Consider the following 21,529-nt stretch of genomic DNA (forward strand, 5'->3'; position numbering starts at 1 on the left):
GGGTCACCTCCCAACGATGCGGGGTCACTCGCCCCGGAACGCAGGGACATGACTCCGCATCGTTGAGACATGACCCCGGAACGCTGAGAGGTGACTCCGCAAGGTTGAGAGGTGACCCCGGATCCTAGGGACGTGACCCCGCGTTGGTTAGGGGAGCGCGGTTGCCTCGAAGAGGGCCGCCGTGCCGATGCCGCCCGCGGAGCTGATCATCGCGAGGCACAGCGAGCCCTCGGGCAGGGACTGGGCGCGCGCGAGGAGCCGGACGACGGACACCGCCCCCGAGGCCCCGTAGGCGTGGCCGAGCGCCAGGGCCCCGCCGTCCGTGTTGAGGACCGCCTCGAGCTGCCCGTCCCCGAATCCGAGCCTGTCGGTGCACGCGAGCACCTGCCCCGCGAAGGCCTCGTTGAACTCGACGGCGGCGAGGTCGGCCACCGCGAGGCCGTGGGCGCCGAGCAGCTCCTCGGCCGCGGCGGCGGCGCCGAGGCCGAGCCGCCGGGGGTCCACGCCCACGGAGGACGCGCCGACGAACGCGAGCGCCCGCCGTCGCCCGCCCGGAGACCGTCCGCCATCTGGAGGCAGGGAGCCGAGGGCGCCGGGCGCCGCGACGATCACCGCCGCGGCCCCGTCCGCGTCTCCGCACGAGTTCCCGGCCGTGACCGTCCCGCCGGGGACGAACGCGGCGGGGAAGCGCGCGAGCAGAGCCGCATCGAGCCGCGGCCGCGGCCCGTTGTCCGCACGCACCCAGCCGCCGCCCGCGCGCACGGGCACGAGCTCGCCGTCGAACGCCCCCGCCTCCGCCGCCGCGAGCGCGAGCCGGTGGCTGCGCAGCGCGAACGCGTCCTGCCGCTCGCGGCCGACGCCGGCCTCCCGGGCCACGGTCTCGGCGGCGACGCCCATGTCCGGGTCGCCGGGCTCGTCCTCGCCCGGCCGCGTGGGCGCGTGCTGGGCGCGGGAGTAGAACTCTATGCCGCCGTCGTCCGTCCGCCGCCCCCGCTCGGGCGCGGTGCTGACCGACTCGGCCCCGCCGGCGAGGAACGCGGCGCCGGCGCCCGCCTGGGCGAGCCGGCACGCGAGGACGACGGCGTCGAGCCCGGATCCGCACTGCCGGTCCACGGTGATGCCGGGGATCCGCTCGGGCAGGCCCGCCTCGAGCGCGGCGAGGCGCGCGAGGTTGCCGCCGCCGCCCGCGGCGTTGCCCACGACGACGTCCGCGATCTGTCCTTCCCCCAGTCCCGGCGCGTCGGCGAGGGCGCGGAGCACGGGGGCGAGGAGGTCCTGAACGGGCACCCCGGCGAAGTGCGTGCCGGCGCGGGCGAGCGGCGTCCGGCGGCCCGCGACGACGAGGGGCGCCCCCTCGGTCGCGGGCCGGCCCCGGAACCGAGGGGGCCGCGACGCCGCCCCCCGGCGCGCTCCCGCCTCAGACGAGCGGCCGGGCACGGCTGTCCCCCTCGAGGACCCACCGCTGGAACTCCGCGCGGGAAAGCTTGCCGCGCTCGGTCGTGGGGAGCGCGTCGAGCCGCAGGTACTGGAGCGGACGCTTGACCGGCGCGAGGGACCCCTCGAGCCCCGCGCGGACGGCGAGCTGTCCGAGGCCGGCGTGCGAGGGCACGATCCCGGCCACGATGCGCTGGCCGCGCACGTCGTCCGGCACGCCCGCGACGACGACCTCGGCCACGCCGTCGAGCATCGCGAGGGCGGCCTCGACCTCGTGCGGGTACACGTTCGCGCCGCCCGTGTTGATCATGTCGGCCCGTCGCCCGAGCACGTGCAGCGTCCCGGCGTCGAGGAACCCCTGGTCGCGCACGGTGGCCCAGCCGCCGAGGTGCGTGAAGGCCTCGCCATCATCGCCCCACACGTAGCCGGAGCTCACGAGGGGGCTGCGGATGCAGATGTTGCCCACCGCGCCGTCGGGCACGGGCGCGCCCGCGTCGTCGAGGATCGCGAGCTCGACGCCGGGGAAGGCGCGGCCAACGCCGGTGCCCACCTCGGCGGCCTCGCCGCCGGGCGCGTGGCGGCTCGCCGCCACGAAGGAGAGCTCGGAGGCGCCATAGTACTCCCACACGGCGGCCTGGGGCGCCCAGCGGCGGACGGCCTCGAGCGTGCGCCGGTCGAGCTTCTGGCCCGCGCAAACGATCGCGGTGATCCCGCTCGCGTCGACGTCCCCGGCGAGGCCGCGCTCGGCGAGGACGCGCAGCATCGTCGGGACGAGGACGAGCCGCGTGATGCCGCGGCGCGTGATCTCGGCGTGCGCGTCGCCGACGTCGAAGTGCGCGAGGGTGTGGAACGTCGCGCCCGCGAAGAGGCACTCGGAGAGGGTGTACAGGTTCAGGCTCGCGGACAGCGGCCCGGGCGCAAGCACGCGGTCGCCGGGGCTCAGCCCGAAGCACTCGACGGAGGCCTCGAAGGAGCGCCGCCACGACTCCCTCGTGCGGGAGAAGCCCTTGGGCAGCGAGGTCGTGCCCGAGGTGAGGCCGACGAGGAACGACGACGCCGGGTCGCCGTCGACGAGCTCGGCTGGCCCCTCGGCGGCAGCGCCGACGCGCCCGGGGGACCGACCCGCGGCGCGCACCGCGAGCCGAGCGACGACGTCGTCCGCGAGGGCCCCGGGCCAGAGCGGGTCGAGGACGGCGCACTCGCGCTCCCCCGCGACGCCCGCGGCCCAGCGCACTGCGAAGTCCACGCCGTTTCCCTGTCGGAGCACTCGCGTCGGCTCCCCCGAGCGGGCGAGAACCTCCGCGGCGCCGTGCAGCTCGGACCACGAGAGCCTCTCCCGGCCGCACACGACGGCGGGCTCGTGCGGCTTCTCGGCAGCCCAACAGCGCAGCCGGTCGAGGAATGGCATCCGATCAGTCTATCGATGGGCAGAGGTCTACCCTTGCGTACATGAGCTTCAATGACGACGCGCAGCTCGACCCGTCCCAGGTGCAGGACCGGCGCGGCGGGGGGCGGTTCGGGCGGGGAACGATCATCGGCGGCGGCATCGGCGGCGGAATCCTCGTGCTCGTCCTCAGCCTGCTCGGGATCAACCCGCAGATCCTGAACGAGCTCACCGGCCAGGCGCCCCAGGGCCAGGGGCCGGCGGGGCCCGGCACCGCCGCGGAGTGCCGGACGGGGGCCTCGGCGGACGCGCGGATCGACTGCCGGATCGTCGGGACCGTCAACAGTCTCAACGCCTTCTGGGCCGGCTACCTCCCGCAGCGGGGCGTGCGCTACCCCCAGCCCGAGGCGGTCATCTTCGACCAGGCCGTGAGCACCGGCTGCGGGACGGCGACGAGCGAGGTCGGCCCGTTCTACTGCCCAGCTGACGCGACCGCCTACTTCGACCCCGGCTTCTTCCGCGTCCTCGAGACCCAGTTCGGGGCCTCGAGCGGGCCGCTCGCGCAGGAGTACGTCGTCGCCCACGAGTTCGGCCACCACATCCAGAACATCATCGGCACGCTCGACTACGCGCAGCAGGACCCCCAGGGCCCGCAGTCGGGCGCCGTCCGCGTCGAGCTACAGGCCGACTGCCTCGCCGGGATCTGGGCGCAGCACGCGGACTCGGCCCCGGCGCCGGGCACGGACCGGCCCTTCCTCGAGCCCCTCACGCAACAGGACCTGCGCGACGCGCTCTCGGCCGCCGCCGCCGTCGGCGACGACCGCATCCAGCAGGCCGCGACCGGGCGGGTCAACCCCGAGGCGTGGACCCACGGCTCGGCCGAGCAGCGCCAGGCCTGGTTCATGCGAGGCTACGACAGCGGCGACATCGACCAGTGCAACACCTTCACGGGGGCTGTCTAGCCGCAACCCCCCTGACAGACGCGCACGACGGCGGGCGGTCGCCTTCCGCACGGAAGGCAACCGCCCGTCGTCGTCACCGGCTCGGAATCCGGGCCGGGATCAGATGTTGAAGCCGAGCGCCCGCATCTGGTCGCGGCCGTCCTCGGTGATCCGCTCGGGACCCCACGGCGGCATCCACACCCAATTGAGGCGCCACTCGTCGACCGAGCCGTCGAGCGCCTGGCCCACCTGCTCCTCGAGGACATCGGTGAGCGGGCACGCCGCGGTCGTGAGCGTCATGCTGATGAGCAGCGCGCCGTCCTCGCCGTACTCGAGGCCGTACACGAGCCCGAGGTCCACGACATTGACCCCGAGCTCGGGGTCGATCACGTCCTTGAGGAGCTCCTCGACCTCGTCGAGGGACGCCTGTCCAGGCTGCGTCTCCGTCATCGCGGCCCTCGTCCTCAGGCCTTCGCCGCGCCGGCGCCGGCCACGTAGCGGTCGTAGCCCTCGTCCTCGAGGCGGTCGGCGAGCTCGGGGCCGCCCTGCTCGGCGATGCGGCCGTCCACGAACACGTGCACGAAGTCCGGCTTGATGTAGCGCAGGATCCGCGTGTAGTGCGTGATGAGGAGCGTGCCCATGTTGCCCTCGGCGTGGGCGCGGTTGACGCCCTCCGAGACGACCTTGAGCGCGTCGACGTCGAGGCCCGAGTCGGTCTCGTCGAGGACGGCGAACTTCGGCTTGAAGAGCTCGAGCTGAAGGATCTCGACGCGCTTCTTCTCGCCGCCCGAGAAGCCCTCGTTGACGTTGCGCTGGGCGAAGTCGGCGTCGATGCGCAGCTGGTCCATGGCCGCCTTGACGTCCTTGGTCCACGTGCGCAGCGCCGGGGCCTTGCCGTCGATCGCCGTCTTGGCGGTGCGGAGGAAGTTCGTCATGGTCACGCCCGGGATCTCGACCGGGTACTGCATGGCGAGGAAGAGGCCCGCGCGGGCGCGCTCGTCCACGCTCATCTCGAGGACGTCCTCGCCGTCGAGCGTGATCGAGCCCTTGGTGACCGTGTAGCGCGGGTGGCCCGCGATGGTCGAGGCAAGCGTGGACTTGCCGGAGCCGTTGGGTCCCATGATCGCGTGGGTCTCGCCGGTCTTCACGGTGAGCGTGACGCCCTTGAGGATCTCCTTGACGCCCTGCTCGGTCTCGATCGAGACGTGCAGGTCCTTGATCTCCAGAGTCGACATGTGTGTTTGTTCTCCTTGTTCCCCGGTCGCACCGGGCGAGGTGTAGCGGGGGTCAGTTGTCTCCGGCGGCGAGCTCGCGCTCGACGGCCTCGGTGAGGTGCTCTTCGATGGCGGGAACGCCGATCTTCTGGATGATCTCGTTCAGGAAGCCGCGCACCACGAGGCGGCGGGCGACGTCCTCCGGGATGCCGCGCGCCATGAGGTAGAAGAGGTGCTGGTCATCGAAGCGGCCGGTCGCGCTCGCGTGGCCGGCGCCCTCGATGAGGCCCGTCTCGATCTCCAGGTTCGGCACGGAGTCGGCGCGGCAGCCGTCGGTCAGGACCAGGTTCTGGTTCTTCTCGTAGCTGTCGGTGCCCTCGGCCTGCTTCTGGATCAGAACGTCGCCGACCCACACCGTGCGTGCGTCCTTGCCCTGCAGCGCGCCCTTGTAGAGGACATTGGAGACGCAGTTCGGCTGGGCGTGGTCCACGAACGTGCGGTGCTCGAGGTGCTGCCCGGCGTCCGCAAAGTAGAGGCCGTAGAGCTCGACCTCGCCGCCGGGCGCCGCGAAGCGCGCCGTCGGGGTCACGCGGACCACGGAGCCGCCGAGGCTGACGACGATGTGCTTCAGGTGCGCGTCGCGGCCGATCTTTACCTGCTGGCTCGAGGCGTGGACCGAGGCGTCGCTCCACTCCTGGAGGGACACGACCGTGAGGTCCGCGCCGTCCCCAAGGACGATCTCGACGTTCTCCGACACGACCGCCTCGCCGACGTGGTTGAGCACGACGACGGCGCGGGCGCCGTCCTCGGCGACGACCACCACGTGCTGGGCTGCTGCGGCCTTCCCGGCGCCGGTGAGCGTGACGAGGACGCGGTCCTCGAGCTCGGCCCCCGCGGGGACTGTGACGACCGTGGCCTCGGCGAAGTGCGACCAGGCGTTGGCGGACACGCGGTCCTCCGGGATGCCGGCCGAGCCGATGCGGGAGTCCTCGCGGCCGACGGTCTCGACGCGCACCTGCTCCGGCGCCTCGACCGCGACGGCCGGGGCCGCGCCGTCGAGCGCTGCGGTGTGCAGGCCGCCGAAGCGCTTGAGCGGCGTGAAGCGCCACTCCTCCTCGGTGCCGCGGATCGCCGGGAAGTCCTCGAGCGTGTAGGACGTCAGGCGGCCGGCGCGGGAGCTGTCCGGGATGCCGTAGCCGCCGCCGTGCGAGTGGCCCTTGGCGGCGTCGCCGCCCAGCGGGGAGGCGGGGGCGGACGCCGACTGCGGGCGGGTGGTCTCCGCCGGCTCGAGCGGGGTCAGGCTCTCGCCCTCCTCCGTGAGGCCGGGGATGGACGGCGCCCCGATGCGCGCCTTCTCGTTCAGAAGCGTCTCATTCAGGGGCGTTTCAGTCATTTCAGTCATGTCAGCCGACAGACCCTTCCATCTGCAGTTCGATCAGGCGGTTCAGCTCGAGGGCGTACTCCATGGGCAGCTCGCGCGCGATCGGCTCGATGAAGCCGCGCACGATCATGGCCATGGCCTCGTCCTCGGGCAGGCCGCGGGACATGAGGTAGAAGAGCTGCTCCTCGGACACGCGGGAGACGGTCGCCTCGTGGCCGAGCACGACGTCGTCCTCGCGGATGTCGATGTACGGGTACGTGTCCGAGCGGGAGATCGTGTCGACCAGGAGGGCGTCGCAGCGGACGGTGTTGGCCGACTTCTTCGCACCCTCGCGGACCTGGACGAGGCCGCGGTAGGCCGCGCGGCCGCCGTTGCGCGCCACGGACTTGGACACGATCGAGGACTGCGTGTTCGGCGCGATGTGCACCATCTTCGAGCCGGTGTCCTGGTGCTGGCCCTCGCCCGCGAACGCGATCGAGAGGGTCTCGCCCTTGGCGTGCTCGCCGACCAGGTAGACGGCCGGGTACTTCATGGTGACCTTGGAGCCGATGTTGCCGTCGATCCATTCCATGGTCGCGCCCTCGTGGCAGATGGCGCGCTTGGTCACGAGGTTGTACACGTTGTTCGACCAGTTCTGGATCGTCGTGTAGCGGACGCGGGCGCCCTTCTTGACGACAATCTCGACGACGGCCGAGTGCAGCGAGTCCGAGGTGTAGATCGGCGCGGTGCAGCCCTCGATGTAGTGGACGTAGGAATCCTCGTCCGCGATGATCAGCGTCCGCTCGAACTGGCCCATGTTCTCCGTGTTGATGCGGAAGTAGGCCTGGAGCGGGATCTCGACGTGGACGCCCTTCGGGACGTAGACGAAGGAGCCGCCGGACCACACGGCGGTGTTGAGCGAGGCGAACTTGTTGTCGCCGACAGGGATGACCGTGCCGAAGTACTCCTGGAAGAACTCAGGGTGCTCCTTGAGCGCGGTGTCCGTGTCGAGGAAGATCACGCCCTGCTTCTCCAGGTCCTCGCGGATCTGGTGGTACACGACCTCGGACTCGTACTGGGCGGCGACGCCGGCCACGAGGCGCGAGCGCTCGGCCTCCGGGATGCCCAGCTTCTCGTACGTGTTGCGGATGTCCTCGGGGAGGTCCTCCCACGAGGCCGCCTGCTTCTCGGTCGAGCGCACGAAGTACTTGATGTTGTCGAAGTCGATCCCCGAGAGGTCAGCGCCCCACAGCGGCATCGGCTTCCGGTCGAAGTACTTCAGGCCCTTGAGGCGGAGGTCGAGCATCCACTCGGGCTCGCCCTTCTTGGAGGAGATATCGCGGACGACGTCCTCGTCGAGGCCGCGTCGCGCGTTGGCGCCGGCCGTGTCGGCGTCTGCCCATCCGTATTCATAGGTGCCGATCCCATGGAGCTCCGGGTTCTTCTCCAGAATCTCCGAGATCACTGTGGACTCGCCGTCCACGGCCTTCTTCTCGGCCATTTGATCCGTCATCACGGCCTCTCAGTGTTGTGGGTGGTCGTCTCTTCGGTAGCGGTGCCCGGCCGGGCCGCGGCGATCGCCGCCCGTCCGGTGGGTATGTGGGTAGTGCACACGTGGCCGCCCTGCGCGAGCGTCGAGAGCCTGCGCACGTCCACGCCGAGGAGGCGGGAGAACACGGCGGTCTCGCTGTCGCAGAACTGGGGGAACTCGGCGGCCAGCTGCTGGACGGGACAGTGCCCCTGGCACAGCTGGACGCTCGCGAGGTGTGCCGGGAGCGGGGCCTTGCCCTGCACGGACGCGGCGGAGGCCACGAAGCCGTCGGCGGTGAGGGCCTCGGCGAGAGCCCGCGACCGGGCCGCGACGTCGTCGCCCGCGGCGTCGACGATCGGCTCGTATCGGCGCTCCATCGCGGCGAAGCGCTCCCGCGCGAACTCCTCGACCGCGCCCGAGCCGCCGAGCTCGCCGAGGCGCTCGAGGGCTTTGCGCGCGATGTCGAGGTAGTCGTCGCCGATGCTGGACTGGCCGCGCGAGGTCAGGACGTAGCGCCGGGCGGGACGTCCCGCGCCCGTGCCGGAGGTCGCGACGCGCTTGACCTCCACGACGCCCGCCTGCGTGAGGGCGTCGAGGTGGCGGCGCACGGCGGCCGGTGTCACGTTGAGCAGGTCGCCGAGTTCGGCGGCGCTCACGGGACCGTGCTCGAGCACGGCACTGAGGACGCGGTCGCGCGTGCGGTCCTCGGTGTCGGCGGGCGGCCGCTGGGCAGCATTCGGCGTGGTCACGGAATACACAAAATAATCATTGCCTAATCGGGCGAGCGTCTCCAGTAAGGAGAGGCTTAGCACTCCTGGGCCCGCGGCGGCGGCACTACTACCCCGCGTAGAATGGACGGGTGCTCAGAACCGGTTCACCATGCCTCGAGATCGAGGGCCTCGTCAAGGATGTCGGCCCTATCCCGTCCCTCGACGGCCGGATGAAGCGGATCCTGGCCGGCGTCGACCTTGTCGCACGGCAGGGCGAGATCACCGTGATCCTCGGCGTCAACGGAGCCGGCAAGACGACGACGCTCGAGTGCGCGCAGGGCCTCCAGACCCGCACGGCCGGCACGGTGCGGCTCCTCGGCCAGGACCCCGCGCGGGCGGACGCCGAGCTGCGCTCCCGCGTCGGGATCATGCTCCAGGAGGGCGGGCTGCCCCCGGCGGCGCGGCCCCTGCACCTCCTGCGCCACGTCGCCGGCATGTACACTGACCCCCGGCCCGTCGACGAGCTCGCCCGGCGGCTCGGCATCGACGAGTTCGCCTCGACCACGATCCGCCGGCTCTCGGGCGGGCAGAAGCAGCGCGTGGCCCTCGCCGCCGCTCTCATCGGCCGCCCCGAGGTCGTCTTCCTCGACGAGCCGAGCGCGGGCCTCGACCCGCAGTCGCGCCAGCTCGTCGTCGCCCTCATCGAGGAGCTCCGGGCCGAGGGGCTCGGGATCGTGCTCACCACCCATCTGCTCGACGACGCCGAGCGGCTCGCCGACGTCGTGCATATCCTCGACCGCGGCCGCGTCGTCGCGAGCGGAACGGTCGCCGAGCTGCTCGCCCACCGCCGCGATGCGGCCCGCAGGCTCACCCTCACCGCGGAACCGGGCCTGCCGCTTGCCGACGCCTTCGCCGGCTCGGCCGCCGAGGTCGCCGAGGGCCCCGCGGGCCAGTACACAGTCGACGGCGAGCTCACGACGGCGGACCTGCTCGCCCTCGCGTCGTGGCTGCACGAGAGGGGCATCATGCCGCACAGCCTCGAGCTCGGGGCACAGAACCTCGAGGACGTGTTCCTCGCGATTGCTGCCGAATCGGCAGCCGAATCCCCACAGGAGCACCGCGCATGAGCGCCGCACGCCTGGCCCGCCGCGTCTGGCAGCAGGGCCGCTACGAGACCGGGGCAATGCTGCGCAATGGCGAGCAGCTCATCCTCATGCTCGTCCTGCCCCTCCTCGGGCTCGTGGGCCTCACGATGACGCCCTTCCTCGACGGGCTCGGGGCGAGCCGCATCGACGTCGCCGCGCCTGGCATCCTGGCGCTGTGCACGATGAGCGTCGGCTTCACCGGGCAGGGCATCGCGACCGGCTTCGACCGGCGCTATGGGGTGCTGCGCTTCCTCTCCACGACTCCCCTCGGCCGCGGGGGCCTCATCGCAGGGAAGGTCGTCGCGGTGCTCGTCGTGCTCGCCGTCCAGGTTGTTGTCGTCGGCGGCGTGGCCCTCGCGCTCGGCTGGCGGCCGGCGCCGTCGGGCGTGCTCCTCGGGATCCCGCTGCTGGCCCTCGGCGCCGCGGCGTTCACGGCCCTCGGCCTGCTCATCGCTGGGACTGCGCGGCCCGAGGCCACCCTCGCCGTGACGAACCTCGTCTGGATCCTGCTCGGCGTGTTCGGCGGCATCGTCCTGCCTGCCACCCGGCTCCCCGCCGCCCTCGAGCCCGTCGTCGGGTTCCTGCCCTCCGGCGCCCTCGGCGAGGCCCTGCGCGCCGCCTCCCTCGAGGGCACCCTCAACCTCCCCGCCGCAGCGGTCCTGGCCATCTGGGCCGCCGTCGCGGGCACCGCCGCCACCCGCTGGTTCCGATGGAGCTGATCTGAATGACCGCCACTGGCCACACGCCGCTCTCGCGCCTCACGGCGCGCCTTCCCCGCGAGGTCGACCGCCGCATCCGGGCACTGACCATCGCCTCGCTCATCGGCCAGACCCTGCTGATCGGCACGGGCGGCGCCGTGCGGCTCACGTCCTCAGGCCTCGGCTGCCCCACGTGGCCGCGCTGCACGGCGGAGTCGCTCAGCGCGACCCCCGAGATGGGCATCCACGGCGTCATCGAGTTCGGCAACCGGCTCCTGACCTTCGCCCTTGCCGCCGTCGCCCTCGCGATGCTCGTGATGCTGTGGAACCTGCGCAAAGAGCGCAAGGACCTCTTCTGGCTCGCCGCCGCGCTCCTCGGCAGCATTCCCGCCCAGGCCGTGATCGGGGGCATCACCGTCCTGACGCAGCTCAACCCGTGGGTCGTCGGCCTGCACTTCCTCGTCTCGATGGCCCTCGTCGTCGTCGCCATGCTCCTCGTCAACCGGGCCTTCGGCCGCACGGGCCGGTTCATGGACAGGACCCTGCCCGCCCTCCCCGGTGCCGTCTTCCCCGCGATGGCGGCCACGGCTGCGGCCGCGGCGGCAGCCGTCGTGCTCGGCGTCGTCGTCACCGGCGCCGGCCCCCACGCGGGCGACGCCGAGGCGCCGCGCAACGGGCTCGACTGGGACCTCCTCTCGCACATCCACGCCGTCCCCGCATACCTCGTAGCGTTCGGTGCCCTCTTCGGCGTCTGGGCCGCCGTCCGGTGGCGCATCCACGGCCCCTTCCGCTCGGGCGTCCTCGTCCTGCTCGTCCTGACGCTCCTGCAGGCCGCGATCGGCATCACGCAGTACTACACGGGCATCCCGCCGCTGCTCGTCGGGACGCACATGGTCGTGGCGGCCCTGCTCATGGCCTCCGCCGTCAACGTCGCGGACCTCGCGCGCCACAGCCCGCGGCTCTGACGCCACGCATGGCACGAAGGAGGGCCGCACCCGAACGGGTGCGGCCCTCCTTCTGTCGTCTCCTGCTTCGATCTATCCCGCGATGATCGGCGCGCCCACGAACGGGTCGACCGCGAGGGCGACGAACAGCACCGTGAGGTAGCTGATGGAGCCGTGGAAGACCTTCATGGCCTTCTTGTCCTCGATCTCCTCGCGCTGGGCCCGCGCGTAGAGGGCGTGCGACTCGTAGAGGAACCAGCCGCCCGTGAGCACCGCGGCCGCCGTGTAGACCCAGCCGGCGCCGCCGAGGGGAACCATGAGGAGCGAGCAGATGACCATGGCCCACGCGTACAGGACGACCTGGACGGCCACGATCTTGGCCCCGGCCACGGCGCCGAGCATCGGCACGTTGGCGTTGCGGTAGTCCTCGCCGTAGCGCATCGAGAGCGGCCAGTAGTGCGGCGGCGTCCACAGGAAGATGACCATGAAGAGGATGACGGCGGGCCACTCCAGCGTGTTGGTCACCGCGGCCCAGGCGATGAGCACGGGGAAGCAGCCGGCGGCGCCGCCCCACACGATGTTCTGCGCGGTGCGGCGCTTGAGGATGAGCGAGTAGATCACGACGTAGAAGAAGATCGCCGCGGCGCCGAGGACGCTCGAGAGCGGGTTGGCGCCGAACCACAGGATGGCGAGGGACGCGATGCCGAGGAGCCACGCGAAGGCGAGCGCCTCGCGCGGGGTCACCTCGCCCGTGACGAGCGGCCGGTTCTCCGTGCGGCGCATGAGGCGGTCGATGTCACGGTCGATGTAGCAGTTGAAGGCCCCGGCGCTGCCGGCGGCGAAGGCGCCGCCGACCATGGTCGCGAGGATGAGCCCGAGGGACGGGAAGCCGCGCTCGGCGTAGACCATCGTGGGCAGCGTGCTCACGAGCAGCAGCTCGATGACGCGGGGCTTCGTGAGTGCGACGTACGCCTTGACCTTGCGGCGCAGACCCGGCTTTGCTGGTCTGGACGGGACGGTGGCGGGGGCGTCTGCTGTGCTCACGGGTGCGCGACTCTGTTCTACTCGGGGTACTAGTCGGGATCGACTCTGCCGAAGCTGCTGGCGGCGGCCGCCCGACGGCGGGCGCACAGTGCCGCCTCCATGATACCGGCCCCCGCGCGCCCTCCCGCGCGGGCGGGCGCGCGGGAGATCTCGCGGGGGTGCGCGGGGGATGTATCGTGCGGATGTCCTACTGGTCACCGGGGGCGGCCGTGTGGAGTGATTCACACTCCGGAATATGGGGACAAATTTCCGGCAAGGGCTCTCCTCGGCCCCATGCCCGTGACTAGTATGTGAGCTGGACGCCCCGCTGCCGCAACACGGACCGCTGCCCTGCTACAGGCTGACCTGCAACAGGACATGGCGCGTGCCTGCGGACGCCGCAGTGCTGCACGGCTCGACCCCGGCGGGCTCGGGGCATCCACAGACAACGTTTCGATGGTGAACGGCTGGCAGACTGCCGCAGGCCCACCATTCGCGGGCTCGCTGAGGCCTGCCCAGTCGTCAGCAATGGAGAGGGGCTCGGTTTCGTGCCTGCAGTGGATGTGCAAGAACTGACCTGGACGGATCTGGACCGCAAGGCGGTGGACACGGTCCGCGTGCTGGCCGCGGACGCGGTGCAGAAGGTGGGCAACGGCCACCCGGGCACGGCGATGAGCCTGGCCCCGGCGGCGTACCTGCTGTTCCAGAAGCTCATGCGGCACGACCCCTCGGACCCGTCGTGGATCGGGCGTGACCGGTTCATCCTCTCCCCCGGGCACTCCTCCCTGACCCTGTACATCCAGCTGTTCCTGGCCGGGTACGGGCTCGAGGTCGACGACCTGCAGGCGCTGCGCACGTGGGGCTCGCTGACCCCGGGCCACCCGGAGTACGGTCACACCGCGGGGGTGGAGATCACCACGGGCCCGCTGGGCCAGGGCCTGGCCTCCTCGGTCGGGTTCGCCTACTCCCAGCGCCGCGAGCGGGGCCTGTACGACCCGCAGGCGGCGGCCGGGGAGTCCCCGTTCGACCACACGGTGTGGGTCATCGCCTCGGACGGCGACCTGCAGGAGGGCGTCACGGCCGAGGCGTCCTCGCTGGCCGGGCACCAGGAGCTGGGCAACCTCGTGGTGGTCTACGACGAGAACCACATCTCGATCGAGGACGACACCGACGTCTCGTTCACCGAGGACGTCCTGAAGCGCTACGAGGCCTACGGCTGGCACACCCAGCGCGTGGACTGGACCGCCACGGGCGAGTACGTCGAGGACATCCAGGCCCTCTACGACGCGCTCGTCGCGGCCAAGGCCGAGACCGGGCGCCCCTCGATCATCTCGCTGCGCACGATCATCGGCTGGCCCGCGCCGACCAAGCAGAACACCGGCAAGATCCACGGCTCCGCCCTGGGCGCCGAGGAGGTCGCCGCGCTCAAGGGCGTGCTCGGCTTCGACGCGGGGAAGTCCTTCGAGGTCGACCCCGAGGTCCTGGCCCACACCCGCGGCGCGCTCGAGCGCGGCCGCGACGCCCGGGCCGCGTGGCAGGAGTCCTTCGACGCCTGGAAGGGCGCGAACCCGGAGGCCGCCGCCCTGCACGAGCGCCTCGAGGCCCGCCAGCTGCCCGCCGGGTGGGAGAAGTCCCTGCCGGTGTTCCCCGCCGGCAAGGACGTCTCGACCCGCGCCGCCTCCGGCAAGGTCCTGAACGCGATCGGCCCCGTGCTGCCCGAGCTCTGGGGCGGCTCGGCCGACCTGGCCGAGTCGAACAACACCACGATCGAGGGCTCGCCCTCGTTCATCCCGGCCTCCCGCTCGACCGAGGCGTGGAAGGGCAACCCCTACGGGCGGGTGCTGCACTTCGGCATCCGCGAGCACGCCGCCGCGTCGATCGTCAACGGCATCACCCTGGGCGGAAAGACCCGGGCGTTCTCCGGCACGTTCCTGATCTTCTCCGACTACCAGCGCCCCGCGATCCGCCTCTCGGCGCTCATGGGCATCCCCTCGACCTACGTGTGGACGCACGACTCGATCGGCCTCGGCGAGGACGGCCCGACCCACCAGCCGGTCGAGCAGCTCGCCTCCCTGCGCGCGATCCCGGGCCTGGACGTCGTCCGCCCGGCGGACGCGAACGAGACCGCCCACGCGTGGAAGGCCATCCTGGAGAACACCGACAACCCGGCCGGGATCGTCCTGACCCGGCAGAACCTGCCCGTCTGGGACCGCGGCGACGGCGCGTTCGGCGACGCCGCCGGCACCGCCAGGGGCGCCTACGTCCTGGCCGAGGCCCAGCGCGACGGGGCCGACGTCACCCCGGACGTGGTCCTGATCGCCACCGGCTCCGAGGTCCAGCTCGCCGTCGAGGCCCGCGCCTCCTTGGCCGCCGAGGGGATCGCGGCCCGGGTCGTGTCCATGCCCTGCGTCGAGTGGTTCCGCGCCCAGGACCCCGCATACCGCGAGTCCGTCCTGCCCGCGGCGGTGAAGGCCCGGGTCTCGGTCGAGGCCGGCCTGGCCCTGGGCTGGGCCGAGTTCGTCGGCGACGCCGGCCGCACGATCAGCCTCGAGCACTACGGCGCCTCCGCCGACTACAAGACCCTGTTCCGCGAGTTCGGCATCACTGCGGAGGCCGTCACGGCCGCCGCGAGGGACTCCATCGCCGCGGCCTGACCCCGACCACCTGAAGTTCCACTGGCTCTCACAAGGAGACTGACATGACTACCCCCACCCAGGCACTGTCCGACGCTGGCGTGTCGATCTGGCTCGACGACCTCTCCCGCTCCCGCCTCGCGGACGGCTCGCTCAAGGCCCTCGTCGAGGAGAAGAACGTCGTGGGCGTGACCACGAACCCGACGATCTTCCACCTGGCCATCACCAAGACCCACGGCTACGACGCTCAGCTGGCCGGGCTCGCCGCCGCCGGGGCCGACGTCGAGCACGCGATCTTCGAGATCACCACCGCCGACGTCGCCGACGCCTGCGACCTCCTCGCCCCCGTCGCCGACGCCACGCAGGGCGTGGACGGACGCGTCTCGATCGAGGTCGACCCCCGCCTCGCGTGGGACACCGCCGCGACCATCGCCGAGGCCAAGAAACTGCACACCAAGGTCGGCCGGGACAACGTGCACATCAAGATCCCCGCCACCCTCGAGGGCCTCGAGGCCATCTCCGAGACCATCGCCGCGGGCATCAGTGTCAACGTGACCCTGATCTTCTCCCTCGAGCGCTACCGCGCCGTGATCAACGCGTACCTCACCGGCCTCGAGAAGGCCAAGGCCAACGGCCACGACCTGTCCCAGATCCACTCCGTGGCCTCGTTCTTCGTCTCCCGCGTCGACACCGAGATCGACAAGCGCCTCGAGGCGATCGGCACCGAGGCGGCCAAGGCCCTCAAGGGCCAGGCCGGCCTGGCCAACGCCCGCCTGGCCTACCAGGTGTACGAGGAGGAGTTCTCCACCGAGCGCTTCAGGCTCCTCGCCGACGCCGGCGCCCGCCCGCAGCGCCCGCTCTGGGCCTCCACCGGGGTCAAGGACCCGAACCTGCCCGACACCCTCTACGTCACCGGCCTCGTCGCCCCCGGCGTCGTGAACACCATGCCCGAGAAGACCCTCGAGGCCACCTTCGACCACGCCCAGGTCACCGGCGACACCGTCACCGGCGCCTACGCCCAGGCCAACGCCCACCTCGACAAACTCGCCGCGCTCGGCATCGACTACAACGACGTCGTGGCCGTGCTCGAGTCCGAGGGCCTGGACAAGTTCGTCGCCTCCTGGAACGAGCTCCTCGGCGACATCGAGGCCGGCCTCGCCGCCCAGACCTCCGCCAGCAAGGGGGCCTGAGCATGAGCGCACTCACCTTCGACGCGACGGGCGCGGCCCGGGCAGCCGTCGAGGCGCACGCCGCTGCCCTCTCCGACGACGCCATCGCCAGCCGGATCTTCGCCAAGGACCACACGCTGTGGGGCCCGGAGGCGGAGGAGGAGTCGGCCAAGCGCCTCGGCTGGATTGAGGCCGCCACCGTCTCCCAGCCGCTCGTGGCCGACATCCTCGCCCTGCGCGACGAGCTGCGCGGCGAGGGCGTCGACCGGATCGTGCTCTGCGGCATGGGCGGCTCCTCGCTCGCCCCCGAGGTCATCACGGCCACGGCCGGGGTGCCGCTCGTCGTCCTCGATTCGACCGATCCCGAGCAGGTCCGCGCCGCCCTCGACGAGCGGCTCGAGGCCACGGCCATCGTCGTGTCCTCGAAGTCCGGCTCAACCGCCGAGACCGACTCGCAGCGCCGCGCCTTCGAGGCCGCGTTCACGGCGGCCGGCATCGACGCGACGCGTCGCATCATCATCGTGACCGACCCGGGTTCGCCGCTCGACGCGGCCAGCCGCGAGGCCGGCTACCGTGCCGTGTTCAACGCCGACCCGTCGGTGGGCGGCCGCTACTCGGCGCTCACGGCCTTCGGCCTCGTGCCCTCGGGCCTGGCCGGCGTCGACATCCAGGCCCTCCTCGATGAGGCCGAGGAGGCCGCCGAGCTCCTGCGCGAGGACTCCGCGGACAACATCGGCCTCCAGCTCGGCGCGGCCCTCGGCGGCACGTCGCCGCTGCGGGACAAGATCGTGATCGTCGAGGACGGCTCGGGCATCACGGGCTTCGCGGACTGGGCCGAGCAGCTCATCGCCGAGTCGACGGGCAAGATCGGCCGGGGCGTGCTCCCGGTCGTGGCATCGGTCGACTCCCCCGAGGTCTCGGGCGGCGCCGAGGACGTCCTCGTCGTGCGCCTCGTGTCGGCCGACGCCGAGCCGCGCCTGGGCGCCGACGAGGCCGCCGTGGGCGGCGGCCTTGCGAGCCAGCTGCTCCTGTGGGAGTTCGCCACGGCCGTGGCCGGCCGCCTGCTCGGCATCAACCCGTTCGACCAGCCGGACGTGGAGGCGGCGAAGGTCGCCGCGCGCGGCCTGCTCGACGCGCGCCCGGAGCCGACGCCGGCCGCCTTCATCGACGGCCCGATCGAGGTCCGCGGCGGGGAGTGGCTCGGCGGCGCGTCCACCGCGGCCGAGGCCGTCAAGGCGCTCCTGGCCCAGCTCGGGCCGGACGGGTACCTCAGCGTTCAGGCCTATCTCGACCGGATCGCCTTCCCGTCGCTCGAGTCGGTGCGCGACCAGCTCGCCTCCGTGACGGGGCGCCCGACGACGTTCGGCTGGGGCCCGCGCTTCCTGCACTCGACGGGCCAGTACCACAAGGGCGGCCCCGCCGTCGGCGTGTTCCTCCAGGTCACGGCCGACGCGAAGGCCGACGTCGAGATCCCGGAGCGCCCGTTCACGTTCGGCCAGCTCATCACCGCCCAGGCCGCGGGTGACGCCCAGGTCCTCGCGGAGCACGGCCGGCCCGTGCTGCGGCTTCACCTGACCGACCGCGAGGCCGGCGTCGAGGCGCTGCTCGCACTCGTGTCCTCGCTCAGCAACTAGGCCCGACAAGAAAGCAACCATGCCTGAGAACGACATCGGCGGTGCGAAGCGGCCGGCAAACCCCCTGCGCGACCCGCGGGACCGCCGGCTCAATCGCATCGCCGGGCCGTCGTCGCTCGTCCTCTTCGGGGTGACGGGCGACCTGGCCCGCAAGAAGCTCATGCCAGCCGTGTACGACCTGGCCAACCGCGGCCTGCTCCCGCCGAGCTTCGCGCTCGTCGGGTTCGGCCGCCGCGACTGGGAGCACGAGGACTTCGCCGAGGAGGTCAAGGCCGCAGTCAAGGCCCATGCACGCACCCCGTTCGATGAGGCGGTGTGGGCGCAGCTCAGCGAGGGCGTGCGGTTCGTCCGCGGCTCGTTCGACGAGGACGATGCCTTCCTGCGGCTCAAGGACACGCTCGAGGAGCTGGACGCCAAGCGCGGCACGCGGGGCAACCACGCGTTCTACCTCTCGATCCCGCCGAAGGCGTTCGAGCAGGTCTGCCGCCAGCTCTCGAAGCACGGCCTGGCCCAGGCCGAGGACGGCAAGTGGCGCCGCGTCGTCATCGAGAAGCCCTTCGGGCACAACCTCGAGTCCGCGCGCCAGCTCAACGAGATCGTCGAGTCGGTGTTCCCGGCGGATGCGGTGTTCCGCATCGACCACTACCTGGGCAAGGAGACGGTCCAGAACATCCTCGCGCTGCGGTTTGCGAACCAACTGTTCGAGCCGCTCTGGAACGCCAACTACGTGGACCACGTGCAGATCACGATGGCCGAGGACATCGGCACGGGCGGCCGCGCCGGGTACTACGACGGCGTCGGCGCCGCCCGCGACGTGATCCAGAACCACCTGCTCCAGCTCCTCGCGCTCACGGCGATGGAGGAGCCGATCTCCTTCAACGCCGACGACCTGCGCGCCGAGAAGGAGAAGGTGCTCGCGGCCGTCAAGCTGCCTGAGGACCTCTCGACGCATTCCGCGCGCGGCCAGTTCGCGGGCGGCTGGCAGGGCGGCGAGCTCGTGCAGGGCTACCTCGAGGAGGAGGGCATCCCCGCCGACTCGACGACCGAGACGTACGCGGCCATCCGGGTCGACATCAACACGCGCCGCTGGTCCGGTGTCCCGTTCTACCTGCGGGCGGGCAAGCGGCTCGGCCGGCGCGTGACCGAGATCGCCGTCGTGTTCAAGAGGGCGCCGAACCTGCTGTTCCTCGACCAGCACGAGCAGGAGTTCGGCCAGAACGCGGTCGTCATCCGCGTCCAGCCGGATGAGGGCGCGACGATCCGCTTCGGCTCCAAGGTCCCCGGCACCCAGATGGAAGTCCGGGACGTGAGCATGGACTTCGGCTATGGGCACTCGTTCACCGAGTCCTCCCCCGAGGCCTACGAGCGTCTCATCCTCGACGTCCTGCTCGGCGAGCCGCCGCTCTTCCCGCGCCACGAGGAGGTCGAACTCTCGTGGAAGATCCTCGACCCGTTCGAGGAGTACTGGGCCAGCACGGGCGCCCAGCCCGAGCCCTACGCGCCGGGCAGCTGGGGGCCGGCGTCGGCCGACGAGCTCCTGGCCCGTGACGGACGTTCCTGGAGGCGGCCATGATCATCGACCTGCCCAACACGACCACGTCGAAGATCTCCAAGGAGATCACGAACATGCGCCACCGCGGCGGCGTCGTGGCCCTCGGCCGGGTGCTGACGCTCGTCGTCATCACGAAGCACGGCTACGAGGAGGAGGCCATCGAGGCCGCCAACGAGGCCAGCCGCGAGCACCCGTGCCGCATCATCGTGCTCGTCGACTCGGGCCGCGACTCCGCGGACCGGATCGACGGGCAGATCCGGGTGGGCGGCGACGCGGGCGCCTCCGAGGTCATCGTCCTGCGCGGCTACGGCCGCCTGGCCGAGGAGTCCGAGTCGCTCGTGGCCGCCCTGCTCCTGCCGGACGCGCCGATCGTGGCCTGGTGGCCGCACGGGGCTCCGAAGGACGCGGGCGACACGTCGATCGGCCGCATCGCCCACCGGCGGATCACCGACTCCGGCAACGAGCCCGACCCCACGTCGGCCCTGTACCGCCTGCGGGAGACCTACCAGGCCGGGGACACGGACCTCGCCTGGACGCGCCTGACCAACTGGCGCATCCAGCTCGCGGCCGCGCTGGACCAGGCCGACGGCAGCCCGGTCACCGGCGTCACCGTCGAAGGGGCCTCGGACTCCCCCAGCACGGTCCTGCTCGCCTCGTGGCTCACGCTCGCGTTCGACGCGCCGGTCACGATCGTGGCGGACCCGGCCGGAACCGGGATCCGGCGCGTGCGCCTTCATCGGGCCACGGGCGACATCCAGCTCTACCGCCCAGGCCTCACGGTCGCGGAGCTCACGCAGCCGGACCAGCCCAACCAGCGCATTGCCCTGCCCCGCCGCAGTCTGCAAGACTGCCTGTCCGAAGAACTGCGGCGGCTCGACGCGGACGAGGTCTTCGGCGAGGTCCTCGCGTCCGGGCTGCCGCGCACCAACCTGAGGAGTGTGCAGCCGAGTGAGCGCTGATCCCCGTGTGAGCATCCATCCAGACTCGTCGGTCCTGCTCGCGGCCATCGCGGCCCGGCTCATCACGAAGCTCGTGGACCTGCAGGACAAGTACGGGGAGGCCACGGTCGTCCTCACCGGTGGCTCGATGGGCATCGGCACCCTCCGCGCCGTGGCGGAATCGCCCGCGTGCCGCGCGGTCAACTGGTCCAAGGTCAACGTGTGGTGGGGCGACGAGCGCTTCGTCGAGCCCGGCTCGCCGGACCGCAACAGCCTGCAGGCGGCCGAGGCGCTCCTCGACCGGCTCCCCTTCGATCCCGACCGGGTGCACGTGCCGGGGGCAGCGGACGAGTTCGCGACGGCGGACGAGGCCGCGGCGGACTATGAGCGCCGCCTCGCCGAGGAGGCCGCCCGCGAGCACTCCGAGGACTACTCGGACAGCCGGCCGGACGTGCCCGGCAGGCTCCCCCGGTTCGACGTCCTGCTCCTCGGCGTCGGCCCAGACGCGCACATCGCCTCGCTCTTCCCCGAGATGGCCGGGATCCGCGAGTCCGAGCGGATCGTCGTCGGCGTCGAGAACGCGCCCAAGCCGCCGCCGTCGCGGATCTCCCTGACGCTGCCGGCGATCAAGTCGGCCGACGAGGTGTGGATGCTCGTCGCTGGCGAGGACAAGGCCGGCGCCGTGGGTCTCGCGCTCGCAGGAGCCGGGCCGGTCCAGGTGCCCGCCTCGGGCGCCCGCGGGCGCTCGCGCACGCTCTGGCTCATCGACGCGGCGGCCGCCGCGAAGGTCCCGCAGGAGCTCGTGCGCAAGGAGCCCGCCTCGGCCTGAAGGCCGGACGTTCCAGGCAGACGAAAAAGGGGCGGGAGCAGCATTCGCTGCTCCCGCCCCTTTGGTGCGTTCCCGGCTGGCGCCCGGAACGCTGCGTCAGGAATCGCCGACGCTCGTGAGGCGCATGATCAGGCCCAGGGCGATGATCACGATGCCCCACGTGAGGCCGAGGATGATGGTGAAGCGGTTGAGGTTGCGCTCGGCGACGCCGGAGGAGGCGAGTCCCGAGGACATGCCACCGCCGAACATGTCGGAGAGGCCGCCGCCGCGGCCCTTGTGCATCAGGATCAGGAGCGTCAGCAGGAGACTCGTGATGCCGAGCAGGATCTGCAGGATGATCGTCAGGACTTCCACGTGGGTGCTCCGGCCTTTCTCGCAGGGGTCGGTTCT

Annotated in this window: 19 protein-coding genes; 10 read left to right on the top strand and 9 right to left on the bottom strand. The window is 71.8% G+C overall.

What is annotated here, in order from left to right; genetic code table 11:
* Positions 1–147 precede the first annotated feature (147 nt).
* Positions 148–1,437 carry a thiolase family protein gene (locus tag BV907_RS04370; RefSeq protein ID WP_077488508.1) on the bottom strand — a complete coding sequence of 430 codons (1,290 nt, stop codon included), beginning with the start codon at positions 1,435–1,437 and terminating at the stop codon, positions 148–150.
* The gene (locus tag BV907_RS04375) at positions 1,418–2,842 is read right to left on the bottom strand and encodes a class I adenylate-forming enzyme family protein (protein ID WP_077488509.1); all 1,425 of its coding nucleotides are present in this window, start codon (positions 2,840–2,842) and stop codon (positions 1,418–1,420) included. The genes BV907_RS04370 and BV907_RS04375 overlap by 20 nt, the downstream gene beginning before the upstream one ends.
* A gap of 41 nt (positions 2,843–2,883) precedes the next feature.
* Here BV907_RS04375 and ypfJ point away from each other — a divergent pair, with 41 nt between their 5' ends.
* Positions 2,884–3,780 carry a KPN_02809 family neutral zinc metallopeptidase gene (gene ypfJ / locus BV907_RS04380; protein WP_077488510.1) on the top strand — a complete coding sequence of 299 codons (897 nt, stop codon included), beginning with the start codon at positions 2,884–2,886 and terminating at the stop codon, positions 3,778–3,780.
* Between the two features lie 99 nt (positions 3,781–3,879).
* Here ypfJ and BV907_RS04385 read toward each other — a convergent pair whose 3' ends face one another.
* Genes BV907_RS04385 through BV907_RS04405 form a run of 5 tightly spaced genes read right to left on the bottom strand, consistent with a single transcriptional unit; the run spans position 3,880 to position 8,622 of the window.
* A complete protein-coding gene (locus BV907_RS04385; protein WP_077488511.1) occupies positions 3,880–4,209 on the bottom strand; it encodes a metal-sulfur cluster assembly factor in 330 nt (109 codons plus the stop codon).
* A 14-nt stretch (positions 4,210–4,223) separates the two neighbouring features.
* Positions 4,224–4,994: a Fe-S cluster assembly ATPase SufC gene (gene sufC / locus BV907_RS04390; protein ID WP_077488512.1), complete on the bottom strand. Its 771-nt coding sequence runs from the start codon at positions 4,992–4,994 to the stop codon at positions 4,224–4,226.
* 52 nt (positions 4,995–5,046) lie between these two features.
* The gene (gene sufD, locus BV907_RS04395) at positions 5,047–6,366 is read right to left on the bottom strand and encodes a Fe-S cluster assembly protein SufD (RefSeq protein WP_139346600.1); all 1,320 of its coding nucleotides are present in this window, start codon (positions 6,364–6,366) and stop codon (positions 5,047–5,049) included.
* Between the two features lie 10 nt (positions 6,367–6,376).
* Positions 6,377–7,846, bottom strand: a complete 1,470-nt coding sequence (sufB, locus tag BV907_RS04400) for a Fe-S cluster assembly protein SufB (protein WP_077488514.1) — start codon at positions 7,844–7,846, stop codon at positions 6,377–6,379.
* Positions 7,846–8,622, bottom strand: coding sequence for a helix-turn-helix transcriptional regulator (locus tag BV907_RS04405; RefSeq protein ID WP_077488515.1), 777 nt, complete (start codon positions 8,620–8,622; stop codon positions 7,846–7,848). Before BV907_RS04405 ends, sufB begins: the two co-directional genes overlap by 1 nt.
* A gap of 101 nt (positions 8,623–8,723) precedes the next feature.
* Between BV907_RS04405 and BV907_RS04410 the strand changes: the two genes are divergently transcribed.
* From BV907_RS04410 to BV907_RS04420, 3 genes are read left to right on the top strand one after another with little or no spacing between them, the layout of a single operon-like run.
* On the top strand, positions 8,724–9,701 hold the full coding sequence (locus BV907_RS04410; RefSeq protein ID WP_245827794.1) for an ABC transporter ATP-binding protein: 978 nt from the start codon (positions 8,724–8,726) through the stop codon (positions 9,699–9,701).
* The gene (locus tag BV907_RS04415) at positions 9,698–10,438 is read left to right on the top strand and encodes an ABC transporter permease (RefSeq protein ID WP_077488516.1); all 741 of its coding nucleotides are present in this window, start codon (positions 9,698–9,700) and stop codon (positions 10,436–10,438) included. Before BV907_RS04410 ends, BV907_RS04415 begins: the two co-directional genes overlap by 4 nt.
* A 5-nt stretch (positions 10,439–10,443) precedes the next feature.
* Positions 10,444–11,382: a COX15/CtaA family protein gene (locus tag BV907_RS04420; protein WP_077488517.1), complete on the top strand. Its 939-nt coding sequence runs from the start codon at positions 10,444–10,446 to the stop codon at positions 11,380–11,382.
* 72 nt (positions 11,383–11,454) lie between these two features.
* Here BV907_RS04420 and BV907_RS04425 read toward each other — a convergent pair whose 3' ends face one another.
* On the bottom strand, positions 11,455–12,405 hold the full coding sequence (locus BV907_RS04425; protein ID WP_077488518.1) for a heme o synthase: 951 nt from the start codon (positions 12,403–12,405) through the stop codon (positions 11,455–11,457).
* Between the two features lie 536 nt (positions 12,406–12,941).
* On the opposite strand from BV907_RS04425, the gene tkt reads away from it, so the two are divergent.
* The 6 genes from tkt to pgl are packed head-to-tail and all read left to right on the top strand — an operon-like array spanning position 12,942 to position 21,139.
* Complete coding sequence (gene tkt, locus BV907_RS04430; RefSeq protein WP_077488519.1) at positions 12,942–15,038, top strand: transketolase; 2,097 nt, start codon at positions 12,942–12,944, stop codon at positions 15,036–15,038.
* Between the two features lie 44 nt (positions 15,039–15,082).
* Entirely contained in the window at positions 15,083–16,207 is a 1,125-nt protein-coding gene (gene tal, locus BV907_RS04435) for a transaldolase (protein ID WP_077488520.1), read from the top strand.
* Between the two features lie 2 nt (positions 16,208–16,209).
* Positions 16,210–17,820 (top strand): glucose-6-phosphate isomerase, encoded by a 1,611-nt coding sequence (locus BV907_RS04440; protein WP_077488521.1) that lies wholly within the window; start codon positions 16,210–16,212, stop codon positions 17,818–17,820.
* Positions 17,821–17,839: 19 nt separating this feature from the next.
* Positions 17,840–19,393: a glucose-6-phosphate dehydrogenase gene (zwf, locus tag BV907_RS04445; RefSeq protein WP_077488522.1), complete on the top strand. Its 1,554-nt coding sequence runs from the start codon at positions 17,840–17,842 to the stop codon at positions 19,391–19,393.
* Entirely contained in the window at positions 19,390–20,331 is a 942-nt protein-coding gene (locus BV907_RS04450) for a glucose-6-phosphate dehydrogenase assembly protein OpcA (RefSeq protein WP_077488523.1), read from the top strand. The genes zwf and BV907_RS04450 overlap by 4 nt, the downstream gene beginning before the upstream one ends.
* Positions 20,321–21,139, top strand: a complete 819-nt coding sequence (gene pgl, locus BV907_RS04455; RefSeq protein ID WP_077488524.1) for a 6-phosphogluconolactonase — start codon at positions 20,321–20,323, stop codon at positions 21,137–21,139. Before BV907_RS04450 ends, pgl begins: the two co-directional genes overlap by 11 nt.
* Before the next feature lie 96 nt (positions 21,140–21,235).
* On the opposite strand, the gene secG is transcribed toward pgl, so the two are convergent.
* A complete protein-coding gene (gene secG / locus BV907_RS04460; RefSeq protein WP_077488525.1) occupies positions 21,236–21,493 on the bottom strand; it encodes a preprotein translocase subunit SecG in 258 nt (85 codons plus the stop codon).
* Between the last annotated feature and the right edge of the window lie 36 nt (positions 21,494–21,529).

The sequence above is a fragment of the Sinomonas mesophila genome, from assembly GCF_001999765.1.
GTDB classification, from domain to species: Bacteria; Actinomycetota; Actinomycetes; order Actinomycetales; family Micrococcaceae; genus Sinomonas; species Sinomonas mesophila.